General features: G+C 36.6%; 14 protein-coding genes and 1 tRNA gene. 1 reads left to right on the plus strand and 14 read right to left on the minus strand.

The window, feature by feature from the left end; all coding sequences use genetic code 11:
• Positions 1-261: 261 nt before the first annotated feature.
• The 4 genes from V4762_RS08980 to V4762_RS08995 form a co-directional block, all read right to left on the minus strand.
• A complete protein-coding gene (locus tag V4762_RS08980) occupies positions 262-1,734 on the minus strand; it encodes a sodium:solute symporter family protein (RefSeq protein WP_347315448.1) in 1,473 nt (490 codons plus the stop codon).
• A 10-nt stretch (positions 1,735-1,744) separates the two neighbouring features.
• Positions 1,745-1,939: a DUF3311 domain-containing protein gene (locus V4762_RS08985; protein WP_347315449.1), complete on the minus strand. Its 195-nt coding sequence runs from the start codon at positions 1,937-1,939 to the stop codon at positions 1,745-1,747.
• A 24-nt stretch (positions 1,940-1,963) separates the two neighbouring features.
• Complete coding sequence (locus tag V4762_RS08990) at positions 1,964-3,130, minus strand: M20 metallopeptidase family protein (protein ID WP_347315450.1); 1,167 nt, start codon at positions 3,128-3,130, stop codon at positions 1,964-1,966.
• 85 nt (positions 3,131-3,215) lie between these two features.
• The gene (locus tag V4762_RS08995) at positions 3,216-4,196 is read right to left on the minus strand and encodes an asparaginase (protein ID WP_347315451.1); all 981 of its coding nucleotides are present in this window, start codon (positions 4,194-4,196) and stop codon (positions 3,216-3,218) included.
• 244 nt (positions 4,197-4,440) lie between these two features.
• On the opposite strand from V4762_RS08995, the gene V4762_RS09000 reads away from it, so the two are divergent.
• Positions 4,441-7,398 (plus strand): sensor domain-containing diguanylate cyclase, encoded by a 2,958-nt coding sequence (locus V4762_RS09000; protein ID WP_347315452.1) that lies wholly within the window; start codon positions 4,441-4,443, stop codon positions 7,396-7,398.
• A 3-nt stretch (positions 7,399-7,401) separates the two neighbouring features.
• Here V4762_RS09000 and V4762_RS09005 read toward each other — a convergent pair.
• The 10 genes from V4762_RS09005 to V4762_RS09050 form a co-directional block, all read right to left on the minus strand.
• Positions 7,402-7,477, minus strand: a tRNA-Thr gene (locus tag V4762_RS09005).
• 26 nt (positions 7,478-7,503) lie between these two features.
• On the minus strand, positions 7,504-9,000 hold the full coding sequence (thrC, locus tag V4762_RS09010) for a threonine synthase (RefSeq protein ID WP_347315453.1): 1,497 nt from the start codon (positions 8,998-9,000) through the stop codon (positions 7,504-7,506).
• A 12-nt stretch (positions 9,001-9,012) separates the two neighbouring features.
• Positions 9,013-9,732 (minus strand): biotin--[acetyl-CoA-carboxylase] ligase, encoded by a 720-nt coding sequence (locus V4762_RS09015; RefSeq protein ID WP_347315454.1) that lies wholly within the window; start codon positions 9,730-9,732, stop codon positions 9,013-9,015.
• Positions 9,729-10,301 (minus strand): 5-formyltetrahydrofolate cyclo-ligase, encoded by a 573-nt coding sequence (locus tag V4762_RS09020; protein WP_347315455.1) that lies wholly within the window; start codon positions 10,299-10,301, stop codon positions 9,729-9,731. The genes V4762_RS09015 and V4762_RS09020 overlap by 4 nt, the downstream gene beginning before the upstream one ends.
• 20 nt (positions 10,302-10,321) lie before the next feature.
• Positions 10,322-11,629 (minus strand): adenylosuccinate synthase, encoded by a 1,308-nt coding sequence (locus tag V4762_RS09025; RefSeq protein WP_347315456.1) that lies wholly within the window; start codon positions 11,627-11,629, stop codon positions 10,322-10,324.
• Between the two features lie 21 nt (positions 11,630-11,650).
• Positions 11,651-12,976 (minus strand): replicative DNA helicase, encoded by a 1,326-nt coding sequence (dnaB, locus tag V4762_RS09030; protein ID WP_347315457.1) that lies wholly within the window; start codon positions 12,974-12,976, stop codon positions 11,651-11,653.
• Between the two features lie 72 nt (positions 12,977-13,048).
• A complete protein-coding gene (locus V4762_RS09035) occupies positions 13,049-13,783 on the minus strand; it encodes a GltB/FmdC/FwdC-like GXGXG domain-containing protein (RefSeq protein WP_347315458.1) in 735 nt (244 codons plus the stop codon).
• 2 nt (positions 13,784-13,785) lie between these two features.
• A complete protein-coding gene (locus V4762_RS09040; RefSeq protein WP_347315459.1) occupies positions 13,786-15,300 on the minus strand; it encodes a glutamate synthase-related protein in 1,515 nt (504 codons plus the stop codon).
• Complete coding sequence (locus V4762_RS09045; protein ID WP_347315460.1) at positions 15,287-16,378, minus strand: class II glutamine amidotransferase; 1,092 nt, start codon at positions 16,376-16,378, stop codon at positions 15,287-15,289. Before V4762_RS09045 ends, V4762_RS09040 begins: the two co-directional genes overlap by 14 nt.
• 141 nt (positions 16,379-16,519) lie before the next feature.
• On the minus strand, positions 16,520-16,824 hold a 305-nt coding region (locus tag V4762_RS09050), incomplete at its 5' end, for a GGDEF domain-containing protein (RefSeq protein WP_347315461.1).

Here is a 16,824-nt window from a genome sequence, read left to right on the forward strand (position 1 = left end):
AGTTGGCATTCCTGGTCCAGGTCTATACCCTTCGACAACACGAACATGAGTTTTTAAAACACCACCTCGCATCAGTGAATCTTTTCTTATCATAGAATATCACCTCCACTTCTATTATAGCATATCTGTAGCATAACGTCAATAGAAGTGAACAAAGAAATACCTAATTACGTATTTATAGGGATATTAATATACTTGATATATTTCTTATGCTAAGTTAACTGTAAAAGTCAGGACACCTCCCTGACTTTTTATCTTATATTATAATGCGTTTAATCTTTTTTCTTTAGCAATAAGATCATCATTATTAGAAGTAAAAATGCTTATAACTATAAATATAATTAAGTTTACCATTAAAGCTACAAAACCTGCATTTAGATGAAGCCCAAGTATTGCTACGGGATCTAGCTTGTTTAGCGTTAGATATACTACTAAAATCTCTCCAACAATTAAGCCGCAAAATGAAGCAATCTTTGTAGATCTCTTCCAGAACAATCCCAGAACGATCATTGGGAAAAATTGGGTAACTCCAGAATATCCTATTAAAAGAAGGTTGACCAGTAAATTTGGAGCAAATATAGCCAAACAAAGAGCTGTAGCGGTAACTATAAAAACAATAATTCTTGCCACAAATTTCTGATGTGGGTGATCTGCATCAGGGTTAAAGCCTCTACAATAAATATTCCTAGTAAAAATCATCGAGGTATTCAATATGAGATCGGACGCAGGAATCATACAGGCTAAGGCACCAGCGCCGCCGACCAGACCAAGAGCCCATCCTGGAAAAACTTTTTGAACCATTACCATAAATGACATATCAGGGTTACTTAGACCAGGCAAAATTAAAAGTGCAGTAAAGCCAATAAGCATTGGAAAGAGCAAGCATATTTGGTACAGAGGAAGAAAAACTGCATTGTGTCTTAAAACTTCAGGACTTTTTGCGCTAAAGCTGTTTGCAGAAAAGTGCGGCCACATATAGAAGCCCAAGCTTGTGAGTACCAGCGTAGACATCACCCAGCTCACATCCAGAACTTTTGTCCCGCCAGGAAGAGCCAAAAAGCCTGGCTTTGCAGCATCCAATGCATCAAACATATTTCCAAGATTTCCATAGAAATGAAATGGTAAATATAAACCGAAAAATACTACAGCAATAATCATAACCACATCCTTGATAATAGCAGTAGTAGCGACTCCTTTGAGACCGCTAAGATAAACAAATATAGCCACAAGGGTAAAAGCTATCAACATTGCGGGAACTTTAGTAATCAGGCCATAAGAGCAAGTTTGAATAATGATGCCTAAACCAGTTAACTGAAGCTGAAGATATGGTAGAAGAAATAGTACCCCAATTACAGCGGTTAGTATTCCCAATGGCTTGCTGTCGTAAATATGCTGAACCAAATCGGGCTGAGTCATTAAACCAAATTTCTTACCTATTGGCGAAATCTTTGGAAGAACATAATATCCTACTACATATGCAAGAGCACCGTAGCCCAATATGTAAAAAGTAGGTCCGCCTCTTGCATATGCCCATCCACTCGCACCAAGAAAGGCAAAGGCAGTATATATTTCTCCTGCTAAAATAAACCAGCTGAGCCATCTGCCAAATCCTCTGCCACCTATAGCCCAACCTTCTAAATTTAGCTTTTCTTTCATACCAGGTAGCATCCCTACAATGGTTGTAACAAAAACAAAAATAAAAATAATTCCTAAGGCTAAGAATTCATTTGACATAATTTAGCTCCTATCCATTTGAATTATTTGTATCAATTTTGTAGATAATGCTAAGACATACAAATGCTACAAATATGCCTGCTACCAGCCAAAAAGCTAAAAATGGAAGACCCAATACGATTGGCTTTACTGTGTTCACGAAAGGGATCATTGCAATTGTCCAAACAAACGGAATTAGAGTCAAAACGAACTTTAAAGCTTTCATACCACCATACCTCCTTAATTTTTTTTATTCCAAAAGCTTCATTGCAGAGTTAACAAAAACCTTAAGACCTACCATTAGAGCGTCCTCATCAATGTCGAAATGAGGATGATGATGAGGATATACTATACCTTTTGCTGCATTGCCTGCTCCAATAAAAAAGAAAGCGCCCTTTATTTTCTGCAGATAATAAGAAAAATCTTCAGCGCCCATCACAGGCTTAATATGTTGGACGTTTTCCTCTCCGATAGCTTCGATAGCAGAATTTTCAATTATTTTCACAATGTTTTTGTGGTTTATCAGAGACGGATAACCAAAGATAGGCTCCAGAGTATATTTTGCTCCGTTTGAGGCACATATTCCCTCACAGATTTCTTCAATGCGTCGAAACATTATCTCTCTGACTTCTTGGGAGAATGTTCTAACAGTCCCCTTTACGAGAGATTTATCAGGAATTATGTTAAAGGCAGAGCCAGAGTTGAAAAGTCCAATGGACAAAACTGCATTTTCCAAAGGATCTATGCTTGTAGCTGTAACCATTTTAAGTGCAAGAATAATTTGAGCCCCTGTAATTATTGGATCTACAGTCTGATGAGGCATCGACCCATGCCCTCCGCGACCGCTAACATTAATAGTAAATTCATCTGCACAAGCCATCAGCCTGTCATAACTAATTCCTATCTTGCCACATTCAATCGGTTGCCATAGATGCGCGCCAATGATAGTGTCTACCCCATCCAATACTCCTTCTTCAATTAACCTTTTGGCGCCGCCAATGGGTACTTTTTCTTCATTTGGCTGGAATATAAGCCTTATATTGCCATGCAACAAATCTATATTCTCAGAGAAAAATTTGGCTACTCCTAAAAGCATTGCGGTGTGTCCATCGTGGCCGCATGCGTGGCACACATTGGGATTGTTTGATTTATAGGGCTTATCAATTACATCATCTATGGGCAAGGCATCCATATCTGCCCTTATAGCAACCCTCTTAGGACCATTTCCTGTAACTTCACAGATTACGCCAGTATCCCCAATCTTTCCTGGCCTTAGTCCAAAACTTGTTAATTCTGATATTATCCTTGCTTGAGTATTAAACTCTTCCAACCCAAGCTCTGGATGCATGTGAAAATATCTTCTCATCTCTACTACATATTCAAAAATGCTTTGTAAAGAGTTCAATTTGTTCTGCACATATACCCCCTAATTTATTGTATATTTCTATATTATAAAGCATATAACTATAAAATAAAATAAACAATTTCTATATTACAATAAATCAACAAATAACTTTATTGAAAATATCCTGAATCTTTGAATGTTCATTTGTCTGAGTGAGCGCCAGACCCAAAAGCAAACGCGATTTCGCTGTAGAAATTCCTTCTGAAAATATACAGCCAAAATCCTTTAGCCTACTCGATCCGCCTTTGTATGAGTATACTGGCAATACCCTGCCATTGTGACACCTCGAGGTTATTACAACGGGAATCTTTCGCTCTATGGCCATTAATACCCCATCTTCTAACTCAGGTGGAACGTTTCCGCGCCCAAATGCTTCAATTACAATACCTTTTGCGCCATTTTTGATGCAAAATTCTATAATATCTGAAGTCATGCCTGTATACGCTAAAATTGGCACGACATTTGGGAAATTGTCAGGAATATCAAACTTTAATCTGGATCTCTGGTTATTGTAGAAGCAAATCCTGTCCACATCTGCATATCCAATAATACCCATGTTGCCTGAGCTAAATGTCCTAACATTGCTTGTGTGTTTTTTGGAAACGTATAGGGCTCCAAATATTTCTTCGTTTAGAGATACCATTACCCCCCTATTGTTTGCGCCCTCATCGATAGCTATTCTTGCTGCATTTATTATATTTCTTGGACCATCTGAATCAAATTCGGATGCATCCCTTTGAGCAGCCGTGAATATTATTGGTCTCTCGTTATCTACAGTTAGCTCCAGAAAGAAGGCGCTATCCTCAATGGTATCTGTGCCATGAGTCACAATTATCCCACTTATATCTTTATTTTTAAATATATCTCTAATTTTATTAGCGAGCTTTAACAAATTTTCTGGTTTCATGTTACAACTTGCAAAATTACTAAAATTCACAACTTCAAAATCCGCAATTTCTCTAATACCAGGAATGCTGCCAATAAGCTCTTCGCCAGAAACCGCAGGAATTGATTTTCCTGCATCATTCTTTTTCATTGCAATGGTTCCTCCAGTTGCTACAATCACTACCTTTTTCATTGTATACCTCCTAAATTAATACCTTTTTTATCTATAATACTACTTTAAAAAATTTTTTAATTATATATATTTTAATATTTAATGTATAATTTGGTTAAATTAAATATTTTTTTGGAGTTGAACAATAATTTTTTTAAAAATTTTTAGCAGTAAACTTAAAAAGTTAGTTAATCATAAAATTTTTTTTGGTATTCTAATAATCCTTCCTACAATATTTGTAATCCTTTGGACTTTAAACAGCGAAATGACTAGCTTTCATAATTCCAAATTAATCGTTGAAGAGGATGCTAGAAGTTTAGCTTCTTCATACGCAAATCAGATATCCACAAGATTGGATTCGAAGTTTAATACGCTTGAATTCATTGGAAATTTATTGCTAATAAATAAATCATCTAAAGATGTCGTTGATAAAGAAATAGTCAATTTTGTTAGTTATTTAGTTAAATTTTATCCTGAGACACCAGCTTTTAGCATATATTCGGGGGACAATAAAATTATTTTTACTACCCTTCCAAATATTAAAAATGTTCCAGAAATAAATTTTTTCCCTCTTAATAAGAACCCAAATTATCAGCTTGGATTGGTTCACATAGGTTACTTTCACAATGAGGTTCTTAACGAGAGATATATTCTAAGGGATTCAGCTGGCAAGCCCATCTATTTTATTCGCACAGTTTATTTTCTAAAAAATTTGCTATCTAGCAATATAAAAGACCAAGACTTTCATTTTATAGTTATAGACTTGAGAAATAATACTCAATTAGGCAGCCTTTATAATGGCATAGTTACAACTAACCTATCAAATATTAATGGGAATGAAATAATAGTAGGCGTTCCTGGATATCCATTTGAGATAAAGGCGGTTTATCCTCAGGAATTGATATGGCAAACTTATATAAATACTTCGTTAAAAAGATGGCTTCTTGAAGGATTTATATTAATTTTTATATTGCTATTGAATATTTATTTTTTATTTTATATAAATAGAAGAGAAAGAGAGAAAAGAAATCTACAGAGGATTATTGATTTTGGATCTGTTCTTTCACAGGTAAATCAGCTGGTTGCAAACGTTCAAGATGAGTCAGTTTTATATCAGTCAATATGTGATATTGCTATAGAATTTGGTCATTTGAAGCTATCATTTATAGCAAGGCCAGACGAAAATGGTGTTTTTCGAATTCTTGCTGCAAGTGGTGAAACAGATTATGCTCATTCTGTATTTATCTCTTCAAATCCTAACATCCCTGAGGGTCAAGGCTCATCTGGACGAACATGGAGAGAGAAGGCACCAAACTATGTCCAATCATTTGAAAAAGAGCTTTTTACATCTCCCTGGAGAGATTTGGCAAAGAAGTCTGGCATAAAGTCAAGCGCTACCATTCCAATATTTAGAAACAATGATATATGGGCTAACTTTTCTGTATATCATGCAAATAAAAACGTTTTTACAGGTGATTTAAAAAATTTATTGGAAGAGCTCTCAAGAGATATATCAATTGGTTTAGATAGATTAGATTATAGAAAGAGAGAAAAGGAAACCTCAGAGATCAGAAAAAGTATTATTGAGAATGCCTTAGTTGGCATTGCACTCGTAAAAGACAGAACGTTTTTACAGGTAAATCCAAAATATGCCCAGATATTTGGTTATGCTGATCCCCAAGATCTCATAGGAAAGCCTACGAAAACATTGTTTTACGATGATGAAGAATATGAAAGAGTTGGTAAGATATATAATGATCTATTAATGAATAAAAAGACCGAACTAATGGAAATTCGTCAAAAAGGTCTGAATAATAAGCAGATAATTTGTGAGGCTACTGCCAATGTAATTGACGAGGATGAAAAAATTGCCATCTGGACTGTTCAAGACATTACTGAAAAGAAGACATACTTAGAAAAATTGCGACAAAGCGAACAGGATTACAGAAAATTGTTCGAGGATCACAGCGCAGTAAAACTCTTGATAGATCCTGAAAATGGAGATATATTCGATGCCAATTATGCTGCAGCTAATTATTATGGATATGATAGATCTGATTTAATAAAAATGAATATATCTGATTTGAACGCTCTGCCACAAGACGAAGTAGCAAAAGAGATGGCTAAAGCGGATAAAAAAGATAAAACTCACTTTGAATTCAGGCACAGAAGAGCTGATGGCTCAATTAGAGATGTCGAAGTTTTCAGCAATTCTATACAGATGTCAGGTAAAAGACTGTTGCACTCTATTATTTTCGACATTACAGAAAGAAAAAGAGCTCAATCTGAATTAGAAAGGGCGTATTTTCTTTTAAATAATATTATTGAAAACTTACCTGATGCTACTTTTGTTATAAATATCGAGGGAAAAGTTCTGGCGTGGAATAAATCTATGGAAATCCTAACAAAGATGAAAAAGGAAGATATATTAGGAAAAAATTATTTAGAATACTCAAAATTGTTTTATCACGATCCCCAACCATTGCTAATCGATCTAATTTTAAATGCAGATGAAGAATTTATAAAAGAAAATTATAAAATTATATATAGGTTTGAAGATATAATCTATGCAGAATCCTACGCTCCAAATATATTCGATTACAAAGGTGCATATATGTTTATAGCTACATCTAAATTGAAAGATAGAAATGGGAAAACAATTGGCGCAATCGAATCAATAAGAGATATCTCAGATAGCAAAATGATGGAAGAAAAATTACATGAGTTGTCCATCAAAGACTCTTTGACTGATTCTTACAATAGAAGGTATTTTCAAGAAAGGTTGGAAGAAGAGATTGATAGAACAAAGCGAAATAACATACCTTTTTCTTTAATAATGCTTGACATTGACGATTTTAAAGCCATTAACGATAATTACGGCCATATAGTTGGTGACAAGGTACTTGTAGAGATTGTAAAATTTGTAAAAAATAGAATTAGAAAAACTGATTTTATAGCCAGATGGGGCGGAGAAGAATTTATGATACTTCTCACAAATACCGATCTGCATTATACTGAAAAATTAGCTATTGAGCTGAAAAATGGAATGAGTAAATTAGATATTCCTGAAATTGATTTCGTATCTGCAAGCTTTGGGGTTACAAGTTATCATCAATCTGACACAGTTAACTCAATAACCAAAAGAGTCGATGACCTAATGTATGCCGCAAAAGCTGCTGGCAAAAACTGTGTAAAGTGCGATCTAAATGATGCAAATAACTAAGATTGGAGCCAACGGGCGGATTCGAACCGCCGACCTACTGATTACGAATCAGTTGCTCTACCAGCTGAGCTACGTTGGCCTAAGTTCTATATTATACCAAAAAAATTATGAATTAATACCTAAGATTTTCAATATCTCATCTTCCATATTTTCTTTGTCTATTATTCCCTTATGCAACATATTCTTCCCCTTTAGCGATTTTAGCGGCATAGGAATTGGAGTGGCAGTTTTTTCTTCAATCTCGTACATAAGATCAAACTCGCTCTTGCTAGCTTCTGGCTTGCCAAATAGAGCTTCGTAAATGCTTATTGAAAATTTATATGGGTTTGCAGTCGATAAGATAAATGTCGGCGTAGCATCTTTAGTAAGATTAATATATTTTAAATAGACTGCTCTACCCACAGCTGTGTGAGTATCCAAAAGATATTTGTTATCTACAAAATCTTTATAGATTTGTTTCTTTGTGGTTTCGTCATCAGCCCAATCAGCCCAAAACAGATCTTTTATCTTATCGTGTATAGACGCTTCTATCTTATATTTGCCGCTGTCCTTTAGCTGAGCCATCAAATTTGAGATGTATTCTGAATCCTTCTCTGACAGCTCGTACAAGAGCCTTTCAAGATTGCTTGAAATCAAAATGTCCATTGAAGGTGAGATAGTCTTATAAAAATTTCTTTTTCTATCGTAAACCCCAGTATTGATAAAGTCAGTAAGCACGTTATTGCTATTGGATGCGCAGATAAGCTTCTTAATCGGCAAACCCATTTTCTTTGCATAATAACCAGCCAATATATTTCCAAAATTTCCAGTTGGAACTACGAAATTTATTTCTGAACCTTTATTGAACAAACCTTTTTGTAAGCCCTGAACGTATGAATAAAAATAATATACGATTTGAGGCGCCAGTCTACCCCAGTTTATTGAATTTGCAGAAGAGAGCTCAATGCCATTTTGAAGCAATCTGTTATTTAGACTCTTATTGTTGAAAATTGATTTTACAGTATTCTGAACGTCATCAAAATTTCCATTTACTGCATAAGAAAAGGTATTCGAACCTTCCTGCGTGACCATTTGCAGTCTTTGGACTTCACTCACGCCATTATGCGGAAAGAAAACTATTATTTTAGTACCCAATACGTCTCTATAGCCCTCAAGAGCAGCCTTGCCTGTATCCCCAGAGGTGGCTACCAAGATAACTATTTCATTTTTTATATTATTTTTTTCTTTGGCAATGGACAACAGCAGCGGCATTATTTGAAGTGCGATATCCTTGAAGGCCTGAGTAGGACCATGCCACAGTTCGGTTACTGAACAACCTTCCTGCAAGGTAAATATAGGTGTGACGTCATGACTGTCAAATTTATTAATGCTATAAGCCTTTTCTATGCAGCTCTTTATCTCTTCATCAGAATAATCTGTTAGGAATTTTTTTAGGATTATAAAAGCGATATCTTTATAGCCTTTTATGTGCTCAAAATCTTGGATATCTACAGTTGGGATATCTTCTGGAACGAAAAGCCCTCCATCTTTAGATAGCCCTTGAAGTATCACCTGTGAAGAGGTTAATTTTTTCTCCATTCCTCTTGTGCTGTTATAAAACATTTTTCACCTCGTTTAAAAAATAATTCTTCCAGAATACATAGAACAATATTCACCGTTTAAAATATAAACCAATTCTCCCTGAGATCCAATTGAATCTAAAATTACATTAGAAATTGTTTCACTGTTTTTCTCAAGTTGAACAAATTCATTCTTTAGATAAAGCTTTTTGTTTATATCCTTTAATATCATATCAAAAAAACTAAGTGAAAAATTATCTATAATATTTTCAAAAACATCTAAGATATCCATTAAGAGCTCATTTATACCTATGTGATCATTAAATACTGATTTTAAATTGATAGCTGGATATCGTATATTCTCAACGTTTATTTCATTATTTACGTTTATTCCAAATCCGCAGATATAATAAAACGAACCCTTAAAACTAAATTTTTCTACAAGTATCCCTGAAACCTTTTTCCCCATCAGAATAATATCATTTGGCCATTTTATAAGAGGATCTGAGCCCATCTTCTCTAAAACTTTCAAAACAGAATATGAGCAAATAAGCGGCAACAAAGACTCTTTGAAATTTAAAGTCTCACCAAGCGAGAGTGAGAACCACAACCCGCCCTTGTTTGATTGCCAGACTGAGCCTCTTTGACCTCTTCCATTCGTTTGTTCAGATGAGACTATCACAGGAAAGAGACTGTATTTTCTGATCCAATCCCTTAATGTGTCTTGTGTGCTTCCAGTTTCCTTTAAAAATAGTATATTTTTAGGCCCTTTCAAGACTCTCCCCTGCAGAGAAATCCTTTCTCGGTAACTATGATGTCCATTTTTATGTCCCATGGATCTGATTTTATGGCATCAACTATCTGAAAATCAAAGGCTACACCAATTTTCAAAGTCGTATTAGGCATATTTTTCAAAAATTTGTCGTAGAAACCTTTTCCAAAGCCGAGTCTATTTGAATTTCGGTCAAAAGCCACGCCTGGAATGAATATTAAGTCTAACTTTTTTGATTTTAATCTGCTTGGCTTATACATTGGCTCAAGGATACCATAGGGTCCCTTTTCCCATATAGTATCCACAAAGCACTGAACAGGATTGATCTTTAAACTTCTTAATGAAACAGTAGGCAAATATACGCTTTTATGTCTATTTAGGGCATCGTTGTAAAGAATCCCGAGATCAACTTCTCCTTTGATTGAAGAATAAAGCATTAAACTCCTTGATTCCAGATAAAAAAAGCTCTTTATAATCATCGAGCAGATAGAAGAGCTCAGAGATTCTCTCAAGTTTGAGTTCAGCGTCTCTCTTCTTTTAAGAATCTCTTCTCTAATTAATATTTTTTCCATATAAATTCAGATCTTAAATGCTATATCCCTAATTTTTTTAAGATTGAATCGTCATTTATAAGCGTCTGAGATCTCTTGGCACCTATACTTACAAATAATACAGGAGTTTTTGATAGCTCTTCAATCTTTTTTATATATTTGATAGCATTTTCAGGCAAGTCCTCAAACCTCTCTACTTTAGTGGTATCGGTTTTCCAGCCTGGCACTTCTTCATATAGCAATTCCACATTGTACAGATCTGACATACAGGATGGTATTCTATCTATAATCTTGCCAGATTTTAATTTATACGCATAAGCGATTTTTAGCGTATCCAAATCGTCTAAAACGTCAAGTTTGGTCAGGGCAAAGCCATCAAGGGAGTTTACGATTGAGCTATAGCGCAATATCACAGCATCCAGCCAGCCAGTCCTTCTGGGCCTTCCTGTGGTAGTGCCAAATTCATGGCCTTTTTGTCTCATTCTTTCGCCCATGTCATCAAATAGTTCTGTTGGAAATGGTCCCTCACCAACCCTTGTGGTGTAAGCCTTTGCTATACCAATTATGCCATTGATATATTTTGGACCTACTCCTGAGCCCATACATGCGCCCCCAGCGGTCGGGTGTGACGATGTTACAAATGGATACGTTCCATGGTCGAGATCTAATAGCGTACCCTGAGCTCCTTCAAATAAAACCTTTTGTCCATTTTTCAAAGCATCGTTTATTTCGTAAACTGAATCAATTACGTGATCAGCAAAGTACTCCTTAAATCTGAGCAATTCTGAAAAAATTGAATCAATGTTTATTACGCTAAGATCTACGAAATTGCTATAAAGTTTAACCTTTTCTTCATAAGATTTGTACAATAGGTCTTTCAGATCAGACTCTGAGCAGTAGAGATCTCCCATTCTTATTCCCACTCTGCCATATTTATCCATATACGTAGGTCCGATGCCCCTACCTGTAGTTCCAATCACCTTGCCGTTTGGAGTTTGATCCTTCCACTTATCTATAATTGGATGAAATGGCAAAATCAAATGAGTTCTTGTGCTTATAAAAAGGTTCTTGCATTCGTGGCCTCTTTCTTTCAAGCCCTCAACTTCTTTGTGTAGCATCCATAGGTTTAGGACTGCTCCGTTACCTATTATGCACTTCTTGTCAGAATATAAAATCCCTGATGGTATATTGTGAAATTTATATTCTTTATCACCAACTACTACCGTGTGACCCGCGTTATCTCCTCCTTGGTATCTAACGATAAGATTCATTCTCTGAGCGAGCCAATCAGTAATCTTGCCTTTTCCTTCATCTCCCCATTGCGCTCCTACAATAACAACTCCTGGCATTACACCACACCTCCAAAATTTTTACTCATTATTATAAAAATCCTCTTTATTCACAAATTTTGCTTGCTCTTTAAGAAATACCAATTCTACTTTACCAAGTGGACCATTTCTTTGTTTCGCGATAATTATTTCTGCTATCCTCTTCTTGTCTGATTTAGGATTATAATACTCATCCCTATATATAAAGGCTACCACGTCAGCAATCTGCTCTATCTCGCCCGACTCTCTAAGGTCAGATAGTACAGGTCTTTTTTCATTTCTTGTCTCTACAGCCCTTGAGAGCTGTGAGAGCGCGATGATCGGGACCTCTATCTCCCTGGCCAGGGCTTTTAGAGATCTTGCAATTTCAGCCACTTCTTGAACTCTGTTTTCATTTCTTCTGCCCTGCATCAGCTGCAAATAATCAACTATTATCAAGGACAAAGGGGTTTCGCTCTTTAACTTTCTTGACTTTGCTCTCATCTCAAGCGCGGAGATATTTGGCGTATCGTCAATATAAATATTGCACTCAGAGAGCTTTGATATTGCCCTGCTAAGCTTGGGCCACTCGTGCTCTTGAATGTTTCCCGTCCTAAGATTGTGTATATCAATCATACCTTCAGAACATATCAATCTCTGGGCCAACTGTTCTTTTGACATCTCCAAAGAAAATAGACCAACAGCTTTATCGGGCAAGCCAGCCAAATGTCTTGCAAGGTTTAGACAAAAAGCAGTTTTTCCCATTGATGGCCTTGCGGCTATGATTATCAGATCTGAAGGCTGAAAGCCTGCCGTGAGGAAGTCAAAATCCTTAAATCCGCTCGGCTCACCAGTTATGCCAGTCTTGTTTTTAAACGACTTGTCAATCATCTCAAATGTGGTGGTAAGGGCGTCTGAAATGTGAACGAATCCCTTTCTTGACCTTTTTTGAGTTATTTCAAAAACCAGCTTTTCAGCCCTATCCAGCGCCTCTCCGAGACTCTCCTTTGAAAACCCTATTTCTACTATCTCGGTCCCAACTTCAATTAACTTTCTAAATAGTGCCGCCTCTTCAATCAGTTTTGAATAATACTCTGCGTTTGCGGGGGTCAGCAAATTTGACACAAGATCTGCCAGGTAATTTGGACCGCCTATATCATCCAAAAGATTTTTCGAAGATAGCTTTTCGGATAGGGTTACAATGTCTACAGGATCTCCCTTGTCAAAAAGATCTATTATAGAAACGTATATATGCTTGTGCGACGTTTTATAAAAATACTCTGGCTTAACGGTTTCTACACACCTTGCAATCGCTTCTCTGCTAAGGAGCATAGAACCCAATAGAGCCTGTTCTGCTTCTAAATTATATGGTGGGGTTCTGTCTAACATATATAGCTTTCATATCCGTAAGCGCCAAGAAGTTTGTGAAATAAACAAATGTCCTTCTTGGAAATTAAGAAATTAATATGCATAAAGATTTCCATAAGGCCTATGAGAAATTGCTTTAAGTTTAATAAACTTATCCTTGAGAAGATCTTCAGAATTAAAATTAAACCTTTTGCCATATTCGCCTAAGATACTTGTCAAAATCTTATAGTCATCGTCATCAATATCCAGAATCACGACTTCTTTGCCTATATTATTAGCGTTTACATCTCCGCGAATATATATTTTGCCACCGTGCATGCCAGTCCCAATAGCATCTGCTTTCATAATCTTGGGAGAATCAAGGTTCAATATAACCAAGATGCCGCCTGCCATATACTCTCCCAAAAAACTCCCAGCGCTGCCACCCACTACTACCGTAGGGACATTTTTTTTGAACTCTTTCATGTGAATGCCTACCCTATACCCTACATCCTTTTCAATAAAGATCTTTCCGCCTCTTGCAGCATAGCCTACCACATCCCCAGCTCTTCCGTGAACGCATATGGTGCCGCTGTTTAAGGTATTGCCTACTCCATCTTGCGCGTTGCCAAACAATTCAATATCTACTCCATCCATAAACATCCCAAGGTCGTTGCCAACTGTGCCGTTTATAGTTATTTTCAGATCTTTATTTTGTATTCCATTGCCGATAAATCTTTGACCAAGAACGTTTATAATATTTATCTCTTTATGTCCTTCTTCTATCGACTCTTTTATTTTCTTGTTCAATTCCCTTGAATCCATATTTAACGCGTTTATATTAATCATAATTACCTCCCGGCAGGCTTTACGCCAAGAACATCCAAAGTTTCTTTTGAAAGCTCCAATGCCCTTAATCTCTCTCTATTTCCTATCAAGCTCTCTATTGCGTTTATGCCAAGAGCGCCCATAATCTCTTTTAGCTCTAAGCTCCAGCCTCTAATCAGATTCACAAGTTTCTTTGAGACCTCATCAGGATTGAGCCTATCAACCAAATCTGGTCTCTGGGTCGCAATCCCCCATGAGCAGTTCCCTGTATAACATTTCTGACAAAGAGTACACCCCATTGCTATGAGAGATGCAGTTCCAATTGTAACAAAATCTGCTCCAAGCGCAAGAATTTTGGTCATATCAGCAGCGTGTCTAATGCCGCCTGCTGCTACAATAGAAACCTTATTTCTAATTTTTTCTTTTCTCAGCCTATCGTCAACTGCAGCAATTGCAAGCTCTATGGGTATGCCAATGTGATCCCTTATCATTGTAGGTGCTGCGCCAGTGCCACCTCTAAAACCGTCAATCACAATGTAGTCTGCGTCAGCTCTTGCTACTCCAGATGCAATAGCTGCCACGTTGTGAACTGCTGCAATCTTTACTCCTACAGGCTTAGAATAGTCTGTCGCCTCCTTCAAGGAAGTTATAAGCTGAGCAAGATCCTCAATAGAATAAATATCGTGATGAGGAGCAGGAGACAGAGCATCAGTGCCCTTTGGAATCATTCTGGTAGATGAGACTTCATCGTCAACCTTGTATCCGGGCAGATGTCCGCCTATTCCTGGCTTTGCTCCTTGTCCTACTTTAATCTCTATAGCGGCAGCTCTCTTAAGATAATCTGGGTCTACACCAAATCTGCCAGATGCCACCTGAACAATTATATTGTCCGCATATTCATAGAGATCCTTGTGAAGTCCTCCTTCACCAGTATTCATCAATATTCCGCACTCTCTTGCAGCCCTTGCCAATGATTTGTGCGCATTAAGTGAAATCGCACCATACGACATTGCAGCAAATATAATAGGGGAGCTCAATTTTATGTTTGGTTTAAGCTTATTTTTTAATATGTAACTGTTGTCTTTAAACTCTATAGCTATATCAATAGGCTTTTCTCCCAAATAGCTTATTATCTCCATAGGCTCCCTCAATGGATCGATTGATGGGTTGGTAACCTGGCATGCATCCAAAAACAATCTATCAAATATTATGGGATGCAGCTTATCTGTGCCTGCTGCCGTCAGCAATATGCCGCCCGTGTTTGCTTGCTTTTTTATATTGCTTATATACTCAGGATTCCAATAATCGTTGTGCTTTTGCGTGCCTGGAAATTTCATTATCTGGATAGCTCTTGTGGGGCAAACAAACATACACCTCTGACAGGCTACACATTTTTCGTGTATGGGCTTGACATTTTTGTCCTTGTCCTGGAGAAGTGCAGAAAAACCGCAGTTGTTTACACACTGGCCACATTTTATACAGAGATCTCTATCTACTTTTATGAAAAATTCTGGAAGAAGTTTATCAAGCACAGACATCTTTATTTACCTCTACTTTCAAAGGTTTGCCCGCAACAAGAGAATATACGTCATCCAGATTGCCCTCTACCTTTCTTATTGAAGACTCTTCGCTCGCTAAATATGAAAATTCGCCTTTCTTTCCATAAACTAAAGGCCTTAACTTAATTCTGTCATTTAAGCCCATCATATAATTATTTGTAGCAACTATTATTGCGAAAGGTCCATTCAGAAGTAAGTTGCCATAAGTCATCCTCAATGCGGTATGAAGTCTCTTTTCTTCTTCTGGCATAAGCTCTATATCCTTCCAAAACTTTGATGCCACCACATTACATGCAATATCCAAAGGCAAGCCGTGCTTTCTAACCAATAGATCAAATGTATATGCGATTACCTCAGTGTCAGTTAAAAGTACACATTCGTAACCGTAAGTTTCCAGAAATCTTTTATTGATACCGTATGAGGAAATCTCGCCATTGTGAACCACAGTCCAGTCAAGAATAGAAAATGGATGAGCACCTGCCCACCAACCAGGCGTGTTTGTCGGGAATCTCCCGTGTGCAGTCCATATATACGCTCCATATTTTTCGAGCATAAAAAATCTTCCAATATCTTCTGGATATCCAACACCTTTAAAAACTCCCATATTTTTTCCTGAAGAATTTACGTAAGAACCGGGTATCCTTGTATTGACCAGCATTACCAACTTTACTACAAAGTCATCTGCATGCATATTTTTTGCTACCAGTTTTTCTGGTTTCGGTAAAACGAAATATCTCCACAGAAGAGGAGGATCTTTAATCTCATTTATAATCTTGGTTGGAATTCTTTCCTGCCGCTCTACGATAAAGTTTTCTTCAATTAATGAGTCAACCTCTCTTTTGGCAGATTCCGTATCAAACATAATATGCAAGCAATAATTATCTGGAGTCTCAGGGTAAATGCCATAAGCAGCAAAACCACCGCCCAAACCGTTCGATCTTGAATGCATCACGGACATCATATCCATAATTGCATCGCCAGATATACGAATACCCGATTTGTTCATGATTCCCGCTGCCGCACATCCAGATGGTATATGTTCCAATGCAGGTATCATGAAAACCTCCTAAATAAAATTATTGAACTATCTATTTTACAATAGATATTGTATTGTTAGCAAATTAATTTATTTTGTGAAATATAAAAAATTATGGTGGTGGTATAAAAAGCATAGTATAATAACAAATCAAATTATATTTTATTTATACCACGAAAAAGTATTTTTTCCATTATTTTTTGAATTAAAAAGAGCCCTGTCAACCCTGCTGATCAAGTCATCCAGAGTAATATCTGAATTGAATATGCCTGCACCAATTGAAATTGTTACCTCTTCATCAATTCCAAAATCAATTGACGATACCTTGTCTCCAATTTTCTGAACAATACTTAAAAGATTATCTTCAGAAACATTTAACACAATAATCAAGAATTCGTCTCCGCCCCACCTTATAAATAGATCGTCTTCTCTAAGTGAAGACTTTATCTCCTCTGAAACCTTCTTTA

The sequence above is a fragment of the Thermodesulfobium sp. 4217-1 genome (genome assembly GCF_039822205.1).
GTDB lineage: Bacteria > Thermodesulfobiota > Thermodesulfobiia > Thermodesulfobiales > Thermodesulfobiaceae > Thermodesulfobium.

Coding starts and splice junctions, on each gene's coding strand:
- V4762_RS08980 (WP_347315448.1), bottom strand. CDS start 1,734: ATGTCAAATGAATTCTTAGCCTTAGGAATTATTTTTATTTTTGTTTTT.
- V4762_RS08985 (WP_347315449.1), bottom strand. CDS start 1,939: ATGAAAGCTTTAAAGTTCGTTTTGACTCTAATTCCGTTTGTTTGGACA.
- V4762_RS08995 (WP_347315451.1), bottom strand. CDS start 4,196: ATGAAAAAGGTAGTGATTGTAGCAACTGGAGGAACCATTGCAATGAAA.
- V4762_RS09000 (WP_347315452.1), top strand. CDS start 4,441: ATGACTAGCTTTCATAATTCCAAATTAATCGTTGAAGAGGATGCTAGA.
- thrC (WP_347315453.1), bottom strand. CDS start 9,000: ATGTTTTATAACAGCACAAGAGGAATGGAGAAAAAATTAACCTCTTCA.
- V4762_RS09020 (WP_347315455.1), bottom strand. CDS start 10,301: ATGGAAAAAATATTAATTAGAGAAGAGATTCTTAAAAGAAGAGAGACG.
- V4762_RS09025 (WP_347315456.1), bottom strand. CDS start 11,629: ATGCCAGGAGTTGTTATTGTAGGAGCGCAATGGGGAGATGAAGGAAAA.
- dnaB (WP_347315457.1), bottom strand. CDS start 12,976: ATGTTAGACAGAACCCCACCATATAATTTAGAAGCAGAACAGGCTCTA.
- V4762_RS09035 (WP_347315458.1), bottom strand. CDS start 13,783: ATGATTAATATAAACGCGTTAAATATGGATTCAAGGGAATTGAACAAG.
- V4762_RS09040 (WP_347315459.1), bottom strand. CDS start 15,300: ATGTCTGTGCTTGATAAACTTCTTCCAGAATTTTTCATAAAAGTAGAT.
- V4762_RS09045 (WP_347315460.1), bottom strand. CDS start 16,378: ATGATACCTGCATTGGAACATATACCATCTGGATGTGCGGCAGCGGGA.